Source organism: Labrenzia sp. THAF191a, from assembly GCF_009363335.1.
Taxonomy (GTDB): domain Bacteria; phylum Pseudomonadota; class Alphaproteobacteria; order Rhizobiales; family Stappiaceae; genus Roseibium; species Roseibium algicola.
Window position 1 is genome coordinate 5742375 of sequence record NZ_CP045333.1, and the last position, 15202, is coordinate 5757576.

12 protein-coding genes are annotated in these 15202 nt (G+C 49.8%); 10 read left to right on the forward strand and 2 right to left on the reverse strand.

Going from position 1 to position 15202, the window contains the following annotated elements; translation table 11 throughout:
• Nucleotides 1-87 precede the first annotated feature (87 nt).
• The 6 genes from urtB to FIV05_RS26395 all read left to right on the forward strand — a co-directional run bounded on the left by urtB (nucleotide 88) and on the right by FIV05_RS26395 (nucleotide 5398).
• Entirely contained in the window at nucleotides 88-1014 is a 927-nt protein-coding gene (gene urtB / locus FIV05_RS26370; protein WP_062491829.1) for an urea ABC transporter permease subunit UrtB, read from the forward strand.
• 10 nt (nucleotides 1015-1024) lie between these two features.
• Nucleotides 1025-2188 (forward strand): urea ABC transporter permease subunit UrtC, encoded by a 1164-nt coding sequence (urtC, locus tag FIV05_RS26375; RefSeq protein WP_022999886.1) that lies wholly within the window; start codon nucleotides 1025-1027, stop codon nucleotides 2186-2188.
• 9 nt (nucleotides 2189-2197) lie between these two features.
• On the forward strand, nucleotides 2198-2953 hold the full coding sequence (gene urtD, locus FIV05_RS26380; RefSeq protein ID WP_022999885.1) for an urea ABC transporter ATP-binding protein UrtD: 756 nt from the start codon (nucleotides 2198-2200) through the stop codon (nucleotides 2951-2953).
• A 9-nt stretch (nucleotides 2954-2962) separates the two neighbouring features.
• Nucleotides 2963-3652, forward strand: a complete 690-nt coding sequence (urtE, locus tag FIV05_RS26385) for an urea ABC transporter ATP-binding subunit UrtE (RefSeq protein ID WP_055658424.1) — start codon at nucleotides 2963-2965, stop codon at nucleotides 3650-3652.
• 58 nt (nucleotides 3653-3710) lie between these two features.
• Nucleotides 3711-4940, forward strand: coding sequence for a formamidase (gene fmdA / locus FIV05_RS26390; protein ID WP_152511550.1), 1230 nt, complete (start codon nucleotides 3711-3713; stop codon nucleotides 4938-4940).
• A gap of 83 nt (nucleotides 4941-5023) precedes the next feature.
• Nucleotides 5024-5398, forward strand: coding sequence for an FmdB family zinc ribbon protein (locus FIV05_RS26395; protein ID WP_152511551.1), 375 nt, complete (start codon nucleotides 5024-5026; stop codon nucleotides 5396-5398).
• A 60-nt stretch (nucleotides 5399-5458) separates the two neighbouring features.
• On the opposite strand, the gene FIV05_RS26400 is transcribed toward FIV05_RS26395, so the two are convergent.
• Complete coding sequence (locus tag FIV05_RS26400; RefSeq protein WP_173013953.1) at nucleotides 5459-6493, reverse strand: hypothetical protein; 1035 nt, start codon at nucleotides 6491-6493, stop codon at nucleotides 5459-5461.
• A gap of 457 nt (nucleotides 6494-6950) precedes the next feature.
• Between FIV05_RS26400 and FIV05_RS26405 the strand changes: the two genes are divergently transcribed.
• From FIV05_RS26405 to FIV05_RS26420, 4 genes are all read left to right on the forward strand, one after another.
• Nucleotides 6951-9230: a glycosyltransferase gene (locus FIV05_RS26405; RefSeq protein WP_152511553.1), complete on the forward strand. Its 2280-nt coding sequence runs from the start codon at nucleotides 6951-6953 to the stop codon at nucleotides 9228-9230.
• A gap of 131 nt (nucleotides 9231-9361) precedes the next feature.
• On the forward strand, nucleotides 9362-10108 hold the full coding sequence (locus FIV05_RS26410) for a class I SAM-dependent methyltransferase (RefSeq protein ID WP_152511554.1): 747 nt from the start codon (nucleotides 9362-9364) through the stop codon (nucleotides 10106-10108).
• Between the two features lie 111 nt (nucleotides 10109-10219).
• Entirely contained in the window at nucleotides 10220-10915 is a 696-nt protein-coding gene (locus FIV05_RS26415) for an FkbM family methyltransferase (protein WP_152511555.1), read from the forward strand.
• Nucleotides 10916-10917: 2 nt separating this feature from the next.
• Nucleotides 10918-13035, forward strand: coding sequence for a glycosyltransferase (locus FIV05_RS26420; protein ID WP_152511556.1), 2118 nt, complete (start codon nucleotides 10918-10920; stop codon nucleotides 13033-13035).
• A gap of 811 nt (nucleotides 13036-13846) precedes the next feature.
• Here FIV05_RS26420 and FIV05_RS26425 read toward each other — a convergent pair.
• Nucleotides 13847-15172: an RkpR, polysaccharide export protein gene (locus FIV05_RS26425; RefSeq protein ID WP_152511557.1), complete on the reverse strand. Its 1326-nt coding sequence runs from the start codon at nucleotides 15170-15172 to the stop codon at nucleotides 13847-13849.
• Nucleotides 15173-15202: the final 30 nt, after the last annotated feature.

The window sequence follows — 15202 nt, forward strand, 5'->3', positions numbered from 1 at the left end:
CAGCGCCCGTCCCCTTCGTTTCAAACCCTTATTCGCAGCAGGGGAACAGGCGTTCCGCCTTGACCCCGCAGCATGGAGACGCGCGCAATGTTCGCCGATTATTCATGGACGGAACTCGGGTCCATATTCGCCATGCAGGGTTTTGCCGGACTGATCCTGTTTTCCGTTTTCGTCCTCATGGCCCTGGGTCTTGCAATCATTTTCGGCCAGATGGGCGTCATCAACATGGCTCACGGCGAGTTCATGATCCTGGGCGCCTATGTCACCTATCTCTGCTCCAATTTCGTCGAGACCTATGTCCCGTCCCTGTTCGGCATCTACTTCTTCTTCGCCATGGCATTGGCCTTCGTCGCTGCGGGTGCACTCGGGGCACTCGTCGAATGGTCGCTCATAAGGCATCTCTACAAGCGTCCGCTGGATACCCTGCTGGCCACCTGGGGCCTAAGCCTCATTTTGCAGCAGGCCTACCGGTCGATCTTCGGCGCGCGTGAAGTCGGCGTCAGCCTGCCGAACTGGCTGCTCGGGTCCGTGCCGCTGACGGACATCATCGAAATCCCGATCAACGGCATCTTCGTCATGGTGCTGACCCTGGTCATCGCCATCGGCGTCTATTTCATCCTGTTCCGCTCCCGCATGGGCATGCAGACCCGTGCTGTGGTCCAGAACCGCGTCATGGCCGGGGCCGTCGGCATCAACACCGAAAGGGTCGACCGGCACACCTTTGCTCTTGGATGCGGCATTGCAGGCATCGCCGGCAGCGCCTTCACCATGATCGGCTCGACCGGCCCAACCGCCGGGCAGCTTTATATCGTCGATACCTTCCTGATCGTCGTTTTCGGCGGCGCTGCAAGCCTGCTCGGAACGATCGCGTCTTCCTTCGCCATCAGTCAGGCCCAGTCCACCATGGAGTTCTTCCTTTCCGGCTCCATGGCGAAGGTCCTCACCCTGCTGACCGTCGTCGGGATCCTGATGCTGCGCCCCGAAGGTCTCTTCTCCCTGAAAATCCGTCGCTGAGGAGGTTCCGATGACACATGTGAAATCCCTGCTGTCTCGACAGGAACTGATCGGACTGCTGGTCGTGGCCGCGCTGATCTTCGTCTTGATGCCCCTGTCGATGGACATCTTCCGTCTCAACCTGTTCGGCAAATACCTGACCTATGCCTTCGTCGCCATCGGGCTGGTGCTGTGCTGGGGCAAGGGTGGCATCCTGAGCCTCGGGCAAGGCGTCTTCTTCGGCCTGGGCGGCTATTGCATGGCCATGTACCTGAAACTGGAAGCCTCAACGCCGGAAGCGACCGCGATCCAGTCCACCCCGGGTATTCCCGACTTCATGGACTGGAACCAGATCACGTCCCTGCCCTGGTTCTGGGAACCCTTCAACAGCCTGACCTTCACGCTGCTGGCCATCATCGTCCTTCCCGCGCTGTTCGCCTTTGTTATCGGTGCGGCGATGTTCAAGCGAAGGGTTGGCGGTGTCTATTTCGCCATCATTACTCAGGCAATCGCAGCCATCCTGACGATCCTGATCATCGGACAGCAGGGCTATACCGGTGGCGTCAACGGCATCACGGATCTCAGGACCCTGAAGGGATGGGACATCCGCACCGACGAAGCCAAATACGTTCTCTACTACGTCAACGGAGGTCTTCTGATCGCCGTCCTGCTGCTGAGCCAGTTCGTTCTCAAAAGCAAGCTCGGCCGTCTCTTGGTCGCCGTCAGGGACAAGGAGGACCGGGTGCGGTTTTCCGGTTACGACGTCTCCAACATCAAGATCTTCGTCTTCTGTTTTGCAGCGGTCCTGTCAGCCATCGGCGGCGCCATGTTCACCTTGCAGGTCGGCTTCATGTCCCCCTCGTTCGTGGGCATCGTTCCCTCCATCGAGATGGTCATCTTCTGTGCGGTCGGCGGCAGGCTTTCCATCTTCGGCGCGGTCTACGGAACGCTGCTGGTGAACTGGGCCAAGACCACTTTTTCCGAAACCTTCCCCGAATTGTGGCTCTTTGGCCTGGGCGGGCTCTTCATCGCAGTTGTCCTGGTGTTCCCGAACGGGTTGTCCGGTCTCTATCGCACCTACCTGGCGCCGCATGTCGACCGGCTGATTTCACGGGGCAATAGCGGCAACCGGTTAGAACCAGTCAGCCCTCCCCCCGACCTTGACGGCGAAGCAACCGCAAAGCCAGCCGAGTAGGAGAGACACATGAACACCATCAGCAACAACACCGACTTCCTGCTTTCGATCGAAAACCTGTCCGTTTCCTTTGATGGCTTCAAGGCGGTGAACGACCTGAACCTTTACGTCGACGAAAATGAGATCCACGTCATCATCGGACCGAACGGCGCGGGCAAGACAACGGTACTCGATCTGATCTGCGGCCGCACCAAGGCGACTGCCGGCTCAATCAAATTCCGCCAAAAAGAACTGACCCAGCTGCGCGAACACGAGATCGTGCTTGAGGGGGTCGGACGCAAGTTCCAGAACCCGTCCATCTATGAGGACCTGACGGTCTTCGAGAACCTGGAGCTTTCCTTTCCCCGTGGCCGAAGTGTCTTCGGTGCCCTCACCTTCAAGCGCGATGCGGAGGTGACGACCCGCGTGCGCGAGATTGCCGAAATGGTGTTCCTCGACACGCTCCTGGACATGCAGGCAGCCCTGCTCAGCCACGGCCAGAAACAATGGCTGGAGATCGGCATGTTGCTGATCCAGGACCCTGAACTCCTGATGCTCGACGAACCTGTTGCCGGCATGAGCGTCTCTGAACGCAAGCAGACCGCGAAGCTTCTCAACGAAATCACCAAGGGACGTTCGGTGATGGTTGTCGAACACGACATGAAATTTGTCGAGGACATCGCCCACCGCGTCACCGTTCTGCACCAGGGCAAGATCCTCTCCGAGGGCTCAATGGCAAAGGTGCAGGCCGACCCCAAGGTCATTGACGTCTATCTCGGCCACTAGGAGGCGACCATGCTCAATGTTGCACAGTATCACGTTGCCTACGGCCAGAGCGAAGTCCTGCACGGCCTCGATTTCACGGTCGCGCCGGGAGAAATCATCGCCATCATGGGCCGCAACGGCATGGGCAAGACCACGCTGATGAAATCCCTGATGGGGATCGTGCCCACCAGCAACGGCGCTGCCGCGGTCGACGGCGTCGATATCACCACCATGAAGAGCTACGAGCGCGTCGCCAGAGGCATCGCCTATGTACCTCAGGGACGGATGATCTTTCCGACCATGACGGTCCAGGAAAACATCGAAACCGGCCTGACCATCAGTGGCCAGAGCAAGGTTCCCGGCGACATCTACGAGCTGTTTCCGGTGCTGCTCGACATGAAGGGCCGTCGCGGCGGCAATCTCTCGGGCGGCCAGCAACAGCAGCTGGCGATTGCCCGCGCGCTGGCGACCAACCCGAAGGTCCTGCTGCTGGACGAACCGACCGAAGGCATCCAGCCGTCGATCATCCGCGAGATGGGCCGGGTCCTGAAACGTATCCGCGACGAGCGCGGACTTTCCATCGTTGTGTCGGAACAGGTTCTGTCCTTCGCCCTCGACGTCGCCGACCGGGTGCTCGTCCTGGAAAACGGCCGCCTTGTCCACGACGAACCGCGGGCAAGCGTCGACGAGGAAAAAGTCTCCGCGTTTCTGTCCGTCTAACCAGCTCATCCAGTTCAACAGCGCACGCTTTTCAGGCGCATATCCAGAGGAGAACCCCATGGCAGATACACTGATTTCGTTAGATTTGAGCGAGTCCCCGCATACCAACGAAAAGGTCCATAACCGCTGGCATCCGGATATTCCGATGGCGGTCTGGGTTGAACCGGGCGACGACTTCAGGATCGAGACCTATGACTGGACCGGCGGGCAGATCAAGAATGACGACGACGCGGCGGATGTGCGCGATGTCGAACTGGAACAGGTGCACTACCTCTCCGGTCCGATCGGCGTCAAAGGCGCCGAACCGGGCGATCTACTGGTCGTCGATATTCTCGACATCGGCGCCAAGGAAGAAATGCTCTGGGGCTTCAATGGCTTTTTCTCCAAGCAGAATGGCGGCGGGTTCCTGACGGAGCATTTCCCGGAAGCCCAGAAATCCATCTGGGATTTCGAAGGCATGTTCACGCGCTCGCGCCATGTGCCGGGCGTCAGCTATGCCGGCCTGATCCACCCGGGTCTGATCGGCTGCCTGCCGGACCGCAAGATGCTGGACATGTGGAACAATCGCGAAAAATCATTGTTCGATACGGATCCCGACCGCGTTCCGGCGCTTGCCGCCCTGCCGAACACCCAGTCTGCGCATATGGGACAGCTCAAGGGCGAAGCACGCGACAAGGCTGCTGCCGAAGGCGCGCGGACGGTTCCCCCGCGCGAACATGGCGGCAACTGCGACATCAAGGATCTGTCGCGCGGGTCAAAGATCTATTTCCCGGTCTATGTGGACGGTGCCGGTCTCTCCATGGGTGACCTGCATTTCAGCCAGGGCGACGGTGAAATCACCTTCTGCGGCGCGATCGAAATGGCCGGCTGGCTGCACATCCGGGTCAACCTGATCAAGGGCGGGGTCGCGAAATACGGGATCAAGAACCCGATCTTCAAACCGTCGCCAATTACGCCGAAATATGACGACTACCTGATCTTCGAAGGCATCTCGGTCGATGAGGCTGGCACACAGCATTACCTTGACGTGCACATCGCCTATCGCATGGCCTGCCTCAACGCCATCGAGTACATGAAGAAGTTCGGCTATTCCGGCGCGCAGGCCTACGCCATCCTGGGAACGGCGCCTGTACAAGGACATATTTCGGGCGTGGTCGATATTCCAAATGCCTGTGCCACCTTGTGGTTGCCCACCGACATCTTCGACTTCGACATGATGCCGGGTGCGGACGGACCGAAGACCTTCATTGACGGATCGGTCGACGTTCCGCTTGCCCCGGATCTCTGATCCGGACGTGACGACGAGACGGGCCCTGCCCGTCTCGAACCCATTTCGCCGGCCAGCCGGCTTTCCGTCTTTCAGGATCAATCATGCCAACCTACGATTATCTGTGCGCTTCCTGCGGTCCCATCTCCGCCAACCGGCCGATGTCCGCCCATGCGGATCCGATCGAATGTCCGATCTGCAAGGCGGAAGCCCCGCGCGCGATCCTTCAGGCGCCGCATATGTCGGGCCTGTCTCCCAGCGACCGGGCTGCCCATCAGCGCAATGAAACGTCCCGGCACAATCCGAAATTCTCGACCAGGTCGGATCGTGACGACAGTGCGAGGGAAAACCGAAAACGTCACCCGTCAGGCTGCTCGTGCTGTTCCGGCTCGAAAGGCAATTTTCGCTCAAGTGCGGTCTACAAGGCCGACGGCAGCAAGACGTTCCCCTCAAAACGCCCCTGGATGATCAGCCACTGACAATGCAAGCGTGAGCCCCGTATCTAGCTTTGCGTCCTACCGCTCGAGCACGATTGAAACTCAGATCTCATTACATGCAAGTTGGATTCGTTCTTCCAGTTGATAAACCGCCTCTTCAAAGGAGATCTCCCGAACAGGATCGTGTTCCAGGTAGTGGCTGTAGTCGAAATAAAGTGCAGCAAAGACTGCTTCCAGGGATACCGGGTGACGTCGGTTCAATTTCACCGGGTTTCGTTCAACAGTTAAGCCCCAACCTCCATAGAATGGAACACCGAAAGTGTGGACCTCACAGCCAGCAAGAATAGCTTCGAACCCCAGTTGACTTGATATGCAATAGACCTTGGCACAGGCCTCCAGAAGCGGCCAGGGATTGATCGCTTCCGGGGTTAAACGCAACCGACCTTCATTCAGGGCCTTGGCGCAACTCTCGTCCACTTGCGCGAGAGCCTGAAGGACTTCATGCGTGAAATGCCCTGCCTTGCGCCCGATCATCGTTTCCGGGTGAACCTTGATCAGAATCTCTGCTTCACGGTTCTCCTGAATGGCGACTTGCAGCATCTGGCGGAAGGTTTCATCTTTTGCAAATGCCCCGGGTATCGACGCGTCGCCAACGGTTTGATCAATAACAAGTACCCGATCCCTGCGGTCGGAAGATTGCAAACAAAGCTCTGAAATGTCCGAGAAATCGAAACTGTTGTATTTCGAGAGCCGTTTGGACCGGATCAAGTCGATGGCATCGTGGATCTCTTGCGTCCGCATGGGCTTTCCAAAACGCCGGCGAACAAAACACTCCAGATCACTTGGCTGGCGGGCGTCGTAATAGATGCCTGTTCGATCAAGTACCAGGGAGATCGGCCTTTCCTGGTTGCCAGGCCTGACGGATCTCAAAAATCCATCCTCGAAAGCGACATATGGAAGATGACGTTTAGCTGCCATTTCTCGAGCGCGCAGCGCAGTCGGCTTGTGCCCCCAACCGGCGACGGCGTCTAAGCCTCGGCCAGACGCCGAAAAACGGCTTGGCTTATGACCAACCAAGAGCTCAATCGCATACCGCTGCTTCCATAGCCCGGAGGTACTTAAACCAATTTTTGTCAAAGGGATGTCCCAAAACTAGGTGCGGAGTGGTGTACAAAGCTTCTTACTTAATCGTTGTCTCCCGCAGAAGCACCAAGGATCTATGCTACTTTGTTTTGGCGGACCAGAGTGAACGTGTCAAAACGAAGGTCGCTATCCAAATGATCGAGCTAGGATAGTCGCCAGTCGTGTTTGTCAAGTGGACTTAAAACTCGTGACAAAACCAAATTTCCCAACACCAACCAGCTTCGCTGTGCTTTAAACTGATATAAATAAGGTGAAAACAAATGCGACAATCCGCCCAATGAATCAAAGACTTCGCAGCCAAGTGATTGCTCAACGTCGACTAACAGGCGCACATAACAACTTGGCTCAAGTGTTGAGCGACTGAAAGTTTAGCGACTTGTTTAACGACTGAAGCATTCGCCAGCAAAGCCCACACCAACAATCTGTTTTCGTTATAGCGACTCCAAGATATATGAAGAATAAAATAAATATTTTTGCCTTGGGCACAAAAAATTCTGCAGCTTACAATAGCATAATTGAATCCCTGGAGGAAAATTTTAATATTGTTTGCTTTCGCTCTGAGCGCGACTTCAGATCTTGCGTCATTGGCATAAACACCATTCTCTCGAGTGGTGCAGATGCTGCAATTATGCCAAACCCATACGGAAATCCCAATCGACTTGAGATCTACCAAAAACTTCGAGCAATGAAATTCCCTGTGATCGTATTTGATCGCGGCGGGCTGCCGGGTTCTTGGTTTTTCGACACAGGGTTTAATGCCGACAGTGATAGCTACCAGGCTAAACGCTGGGATCGCCCTCTTACTGACATTGAACATACGAGTGTCGAAAAAGTTATTCATCGTCTGCGAGACGAATCTGAGCCATTGGAACAACAAGGGTGTCGGATAAACTCGGAAGCTTTGCGAAAAAAACTCAACCTCGAAGGAAAAAAGGTATTACTAGTCCCTTTCCAACGGCCTTCAGATACCACAATTAAGTACTTTTCAGACCCTATAGGTAATTTTGAAAATTTTGTAAGTCTGGTTGAAGATGTAAACGCCGAACTCTGCCAAGCTGGCTCTGATTGGGCACTTATAGCAAAACGTCACCCGCTAGAAGTTGAACGGCCTTCGAGAAACCTTCAATTTGTCGACGACGAAACTCACATTAACGACCTGATAGACCTAGCTGATGCAGTTTTGGTGGTTAACAGCGGCGTAGGTCTACTCGCTCAAATGTGGGAAAAGCCTGTTTTGATCGCTGGAACAGCATATTACTCGCATGAAAAACTGAATAAATTTGTATCTTGCTCATCTGACGTCATTGCAGCATTGCGTGATTTGCCCAAGGTTGATCGGGATACACGGAATAGGCTATTTCATCATCTCACGGAAAATGTTTATTCTTTTGGAAAATTCGAAACGCAACGCATCAAGCAGTCCGATGGAGCATACAGAAACATCACGAGGAAAATTTCATTTGACGTGGTGAACACTCCCAAGATATCCGCGAAAAAGCGGATCCTTTTTGTTACGTCAGTAATTCCCTACCCGATAAATCGAGGCAGCGCGCTTCGCACCGACCATACTCTACGGGCGCTTCTTCAAACTGATCAGCATATTGATGTACTCCTGCTTAATCAAAGCGAAGCGGCAACCGAAAACGAAGATCTAATAACTCGTTTGCAAACTCGTTATCCTGGTGCAGGATTTACTATTGTAAAACATCCTATAATTCAAAAAATAACAAATTTACATAATTTTCGCGACCTAATTACTTATCGACTTGGCCGTATGATTGAACACCTACTTGTCCGTGATGGAGACCTTAATTCTCTCCGGCATAATCCCTATGCGCTCCGCACATGTTTGAAGAAGATGATCGAACAAAGATCATACGACACCATTGTGTTCAATTACCTGAAGCTTATTCCACCTGGTTTCAAAGCGAATGGGTCGCGCATCATTGCGGATCTTCATGATGTTCAAGCCGATCGGATAAAAAACGACGTTCTACCCAAAGTAAACCGACTAAGACGCAAAACGTACTTTTCGCGAGCTGTGAAAAGCGAGACCTTACTCCTCAACAAGTGCGATATTGGGATTTGTATTTCAGGAATGGATAAGGTTCGGCTTGAACAACGCGATGGGGTTGAAACTCAACTGGTTACCATAGCCGCCTCAGCCGATGTCAACGAAGGGCCACCCAACGATTGCTCCAACACAAGATTCGACTTTCTCTTTGTCGGTTCAAACTCAGATCCAAATGTTGATGGGATCTGCTGGTTTTTAAACGATTGCTGGCCGCTCGTGACGAAAAAATTACCCAATGCTACACTTCTGATCCAGGGAAGCGTCATCCGAAATAACGAATTTAGCTACGCTATGTCCTCTCAAACCAACGGAACAATTTTCCTTTCTGGTTTTGTTGATGATCTTACGCAAATTTACGAGCGCGCCCGCGTCGTAATTTGCCCAATTCGATATGGTACAGGAATGAAGATAAAAGTGATTGAAGCTATGAGTTATGGTAAAGCTATAGTAGCTACGTCTTCAGCCTTGGAAGGTATCGGAGGAGAAAACGGCACTCCCGAAACTGACACTAATGAAGACTTTTCCTCCGCCTGTATTTCACTTTTGAAAGAAAAACGTTTGTTGATGGAAAATAAAATATCTCTAAATATTATTTTTGAAAATAATCATACTTACCAAATATTTTCTCAAAAATTGCGAAAATTGATTGAAAACTAATTACCAAGCTCTGAATTCGAAGAATAATCTAAGTTTCGATAGTTATTTAACTAATTCATTTGCTGTGTGAATTCTGTTTTCGTGCTAGTTTTTTGAGAACAATGAATCAGTCTGTCTGACGAGGAAAAGAAATGCCGGATGTAGAATGGAATAAGAAGTATTGGAATGAAGAATATCAGTGGCCTATGGCAGGTGAAGAATGGTCAAAGCAATGGGGGGGCGCGCAAATTCAGTGGTGGTCATCTATTGCGCCCAGAATTGGTTCCTTTTTGCCAGCTAATACAATTTTAGAGATTGCGCCAGGCTACGGAAGATGGACCAAATTTTTATTGAACAATTGTAAGCACTACAAAGGCTTTGATCTATCCATCAACGCGCTTGAATACTGCAAAAATCACTATTTTTCGCATGGCTTAGCAGCCAGTAGAGAATTTACTCTTACAAATGGATATCTCCTGCCCGGAGTTGGCGGAGAGACAATCGATTTTGTTTTTTCGTTCGACTCGTTGGTTCACGCAGAAATGGATGTAATCGAATCTTATATCTCTGAGATTAGCAGAATTTTGAAACATGGTGCCCACGCATTCATACATCATTCTAACTATGCAGATGTAATGAATTCTTTCGAAAAAAACACCGCCAGAAGGGGCGTTGACGTAAGCGCGGCTCGTTTTAAGGAGGTGGCAAATAAACATGGATTAACGGCCACTGTTCAAGAGAAGATAACTTGGGATAGTGAGCAATTGCAAGATTGCTTTACTTTACTTTCCAAAAACAAAGAAGCCTTGGAGACCGAAGTTTTAGAAAATTATGACTTCTGGCGAGAAGCCGGATTAGCTCCCCAAAAATTGGCGATGTATCATAGAGACCGGACTTGATCCTAAAGATTTCGCAAATTTTGGTTTTAGTGCTCCCTCATATTGAAATCTCGATCCAAAAAAACTATTCAGTTCGAACTAACGACGGGTGATCGAAAAGGTAGAAATTCAATGTTAAAGAAGAAAGAAAAATATCTAACTTGTAGAGGTGTGAAATTTTTAAACGACGAAGTGATACTTTCGGAAAGAGTTAGAGAATCCATAACAGCAGGAAGATACGAGGGAAATGAAGCGAACGAAGTCGAGAAGTTGATAAAGAATGGAGATAGGATATTAGAACTTGGTGCGGGGCTCGGATTTATTTCAACAATCGCTGCAAGACATCCCTTAGTTGAATCAGTTTTAAGCTTCGAAGCCGATCCAAGACTGATTGGTTATATCAAGAAAGTACATGAATTAAATAACGTTGAAAAGGCGGAGATACGAAATGCTGTTCTGACAGTAGACCCTAGCCTGGACGAACTTCCTTTTTTTGTTCGCGAACATTTTTGGGGATCGTCACTTTCTGAAAACCAAGGAGAATACATTGAGAAGCATCAAGTAAAAGCGATATCCATTAACAAAATTGTCGAAGAATTTCGTCCCACTTTCATTGTATGTGATATCGAGGGAGGGGAATTAGATCTTCTACCAAATATGAACCTATTTGGTGTAACTAGAGTGTTGGTAGAGATACATTCGAGAGTTATAGGGAGAAAAGGTGTAAAGCAGTTATTCGACGCAATGAGTTCAAAGAATTTTCATTATGACCAATTTCATTCTAGCAAATCTGTTGTGCTTTTTTCGCATATCGACAGGAGGGGGTGAAATTGCCCGATTCGGTTAACATAGCATTCGCAAGCGATGATAACTTCATAAAATATACAGCGGTAACTCTAGCGTCGATCTTGCGTAATTTTAAAAATTCTACGCGCAAGTTGAATATCTTTATTTTGACAAGTGACCCAATCTCCGAGGTAGATCTAACAAAACTTTTGGACCTCTACAAAATCAGAGAATTTGACCTCAAAAATATTACCGTAGATGCTTCAAGCTTCTCTGAACTAAAGACTACTCCTGGAATTAGCATAGCAACGTATTTCCGACTATACTTACATGAACTTTTACCAGATAGTATTACAAAAGTTCTATATTTGGATAGTGACCTAATAGTTTTGAAGAATATTGAAGAACTATTTGATGTGAATTTAGGTGAGAACTTCTTTGGAGGAGTGCAAGATAGTCGTAGCGAGGACTATAATGTTAAGTTTGGTCTTCCTAAACATACTAAGCATATCAACGCAGGTGTGTCTCTTATTAATCTTTCGGCGATAAGGAAATTTGATTTTTTAGGAGAAATTGACAAATACTTAGAAGCGAAAAAATATGTGATCACGCTGGGCGATCAACAAATTATAAACACTGTATTTTCTGATCAAATTTTGTATCTTCCGCCTATATGGAATATCCATGGAAGTATGTTTGATCTCGATTGGTGCAAAATTAATGCAGGTTTAGTAAATACCTTTACCATTGATGAGCTCCGTGACGCAGCTGAAGCGCCAGCAATCATACATTACACGTTTAAAAGAAAACCTTGGATCTCCTCAGACCACCCATTGTCCGACTATTGGTATGAATATGCATCGTTGACCGAATATTTTGCGAATGACACCTTTAATTCACGCACAACAACACGTAAAAATACATTCAAGTTGAATGGGGATTTAATGCCTTCTTCAAAACTTAGAAAGAAGATAGATGGCTACATAAAGAGCATTATTCAACTTAGAAAAACGCGCCTAAATGTTGATAAACTTATTAGTGATCCCAAAAGTAGTGCTAACTACAATCTAATTAAAGCAACGACATTTCAACTTCAGAATACGATCATAAGTTCCTCTGCAGCAAAAACTGTTACAAGCGCTGTAGAATTGTTGGATCAAATTCCAGAATATGCGACTATCTTGACTAATTGTGAAAATCGCGATCTCGATGGAGGATTTCACGAAAATATCAAAACTTTGCTCAAGACACCAAACATTGGCCGCGATTTTGATGTTTCAGAAGTAAATGCTACGATGATTGCTGTCCAGAGATTGGGACAGAAAGAATTCATAGAAACACTGTATTGCGCTGCAGCTTATTCCAAACCACATTTTTACGTCGAAACAAGTTTTTTTGGTGCACTAGCTCCCTATTTCCATAAAGATGTGCCAGCTAAATACAGAAGATGCTTTGGCTATATTCTTGACGATTTGGGTTATTATTATGATTCTCGCTTACCCTCCCGGCTAGAGAGAATTTTGAATTCAGAGATAGGCGACATCTCAGAGGATGAAAAAACGCGCTCAAAGGAGTTGATAAAGAAGATTATTGACCTGGGTATTACTAAGTATAATGTAGGCTTAGGCAATCGGACGATGAACATAGACAATGATTCTGTTCTCGTAATTGATCAAAAGCGAAATGATGCCAGTATCGAATTCGGCGCTGCATCGAGTAAGACATTCGACATTATGCTTGCAAGTGCAATTCGCGAAAATCCAGACTCAAAAATTTACTTCAAAACGCACCCAGATAACTCAGGAAACGAGCTACTTCTGAATGATCCAAAGGTTGAAGTTATACCTGAAAATGTCAGTGTCACAGCGTTACTTGATCAATGTAGAAGTGTTTACGTCGTTACATCCCAACTTGGTTTTGAGGCGCTCTTGCGGGGCAAAGAAGTAAATGTATTTGGCTTGCCATTCTATTCGGGCTGGGGATTGACTAAAGATAGGCAAAAGCTCGCTCGCAGGGATAAAACTCGAACAATCGAAGAATTATTCTACGGTGCCTGCATAAGAATGTCTGCATATGTAAATCCTGATACCGGTAACTTGGTCGAGTTGGAAGATGCACTAGATTACATACTCACATGCCGTACAGAAATTGATCAGGTCTGACCAGCTTCCTTGGGACCCACAAAATCTGACCATATCTGCTGAAGGGGCTGCGTGTGTGCATCGATCGAACCAAGTCTGGGCTGTGGACATCACTTATCTGCCGATACACTGCGGGTTCCTCTATCTGGTCGCAATCATTGTCTGGCTCACCCGCAAGGCGCTAGCCTGACGCATCTCGAACACGCTGAAAGCTGACTTCTATATGTCGACGCGCTGAACGGAGCGGTTCACAAGTTCGGCAGTCCGGAGTTCATGAACACCGACCAGGGCAGCCATTTCACATACTTCGTGTGTACCGACCGGCTTCGACGGATAGACGTTCGCATCTCGAAGGACGGCAAGGCCAGTTCCTTGACAATATCTTCATTTAGACGCTGTGGAGCACGCTCAAATACGAGTGCGTCTATTGCACGCTTGGTAGACCGGATCACAGGCTCGGGCTGGCACGCAAATATGGATGGAGTTCGACAACAAGGCGCGACCGCATTCTCACTTGACTGCAAGTCGCTCGCCAAGATCTATTGCCGGGCTATCAATCAACATTAACCCAACCAGCTGATGCAGACGGTAGCTTAATTTACACCGAAAACTGTCCAATGGTCGGGTAGTAGTTCCCATGTCAAATCGATGCTGACAAATATCGGCAGACACGAGTTCTGAATCCTAATCTTCGATAGTTTGGGCGAGAGGCTGTTGAATAATAACAGTACAACACACGAACATACCTAAAGTGAATGTAGAAATTTTAGGCGAAGACTTAGTCTGACCTCTTCGGGCAAAATCGTAAGATCAGTAAACTTCCGAAACGACATTAAGTCCTATCCCGAACATTGTAATACATCAAGACCACAACTGACCAAGCTCCAGCCAGGAGCAAAAACATGGCCAGAGAGTACAGCAAACGGTGCGGGTACTGTGCGTCTTCCGACAAGGTTGGTTGGATGAAAGTCGCCAGGTAAAGGTGTTTACCGTCGGCCTCCTGACGAGCCGTTTCCAAGCTGGCAAGGGACGTCACATAGAGCTGCTGTGCAAATTCTTCCTCCAATGCAAGTTCCGAATAATCTGCAAGACGGAAGGAAAGAGCTGTCCTGTTCGTGCCAGACGAACCGGAAGGCGATATGCCGGAGCCAAGGCGTTCCCGAGCACTTGAAATCTGGCCTTCCAGGGCCTCGATTTGCTGGTTCAGAAGCCTGATGCGCGGCGAGTCCTCGTCCAGATAACTCATCAAGGTCTTTTTTTCTGCTTCCCGGTTTGCGCGCTGCTGATCCAGTCCGGCAATCATTTCCACAGCAAGCTTGGCATTTTCCTCCGGACTGACTTCCTGTGTCTCGTTCCTGTAGGCAAGCATTTGCTTGCGGATTGCTTTCAGGCGCGCCTCGGCACGCGCAACGCTTTCTTCCGCGAAACGTACGGTTTCCCGCCTGTTTGCCTCGGAAAGCTGGTTGACCAGTATTTCGCTGCGCTTCAGGATTGCCTTGGCGATCTCGACCGAGTCCTCCGGCCGGAAGCTGCGCACTTCAACCTGGATCACCCCGGAGGTCGCATCAAAACTGACGTCGACCATGTCGTTCCAGTAACTCAAGCGGTCTTCGACCGGCAGATCGCTGCCCATGCTGAACAGAAAATCCGAGGATTCGCGATTGAAGATGGTCTGCAAATCCAGATCGTCCGGAAGGTCCTCCAGCACGGATTGGCTCTGCAGATAGTCCGTAACAATATAGCTGTTGGAGGTCGCGGACTCCCCTCCGGCATTACCCATTACCATGCCAAGAACTTCAGTCGCCGCAACGGGCTGGGAGCTGCGGACGGCAAATGCTGTCGTGCTGTGATATTGATCGCTTGCCCAGAAAAACATATAGGCGGAAAATGCGGCAGCCGGCATGGCTACGAACAACATGAAGCCTAACAGGATCATCCTGTGTCGCATTTTGGTCGCGGATTTCGCAGTCGTTCCCGGCAATGCCAGATCTAGAAGCTTCTGCGGATCGAGGCCGGACTTTTTCAGCCTACTAATCAGCTTACCGTCCTTGGAATTTGCCTTGGCAACGGCAGCTCCCTTTTTGGACGGAAGATTGAACACCGTTCCCGGACCAATCTCGTCTGCCTTTTCTCCAGGCATTTTTTCGACAGCTGACATGTTCAATCAAACCTTCAAGTATTCAGAGAC

Bases quoted from the DNA above. Each gene is read 5' to 3' on its own strand.
- urtC (WP_022999886.1), top strand. From the start codon at position 1,025: ATGACACATGTGAAATCCCTGCTGTCTCGACAGGAACTGATCGGACTG.
- fmdA (WP_152511550.1), top strand. From the start codon at position 3,711: ATGGCAGATACACTGATTTCGTTAGATTTGAGCGAGTCCCCGCATACC.
- FIV05_RS26395 (WP_152511551.1), top strand. From the start codon at position 5,024: ATGCCAACCTACGATTATCTGTGCGCTTCCTGCGGTCCCATCTCCGCC.
- urtE (WP_055658424.1), top strand. From the start codon at position 2,963: ATGCTCAATGTTGCACAGTATCACGTTGCCTACGGCCAGAGCGAAGTC.
- urtD (WP_022999885.1), top strand. From the start codon at position 2,198: ATGAACACCATCAGCAACAACACCGACTTCCTGCTTTCGATCGAAAAC.
- urtB (WP_062491829.1), top strand. From the start codon at position 88: ATGTTCGCCGATTATTCATGGACGGAACTCGGGTCCATATTCGCCATG.
- FIV05_RS26415 (WP_152511555.1), top strand. From the start codon at position 10,220: ATGTTAAAGAAGAAAGAAAAATATCTAACTTGTAGAGGTGTGAAATTT.
- FIV05_RS26410 (WP_152511554.1), top strand. From the start codon at position 9,362: ATGCCGGATGTAGAATGGAATAAGAAGTATTGGAATGAAGAATATCAG.
- FIV05_RS26425 (WP_152511557.1), bottom strand. From the start codon at position 15,172: ATGTCAGCTGTCGAAAAAATGCCTGGAGAAAAGGCAGACGAGATTGGT.
- FIV05_RS26405 (WP_152511553.1), top strand. From the start codon at position 6,951: ATGAAGAATAAAATAAATATTTTTGCCTTGGGCACAAAAAATTCTGCA.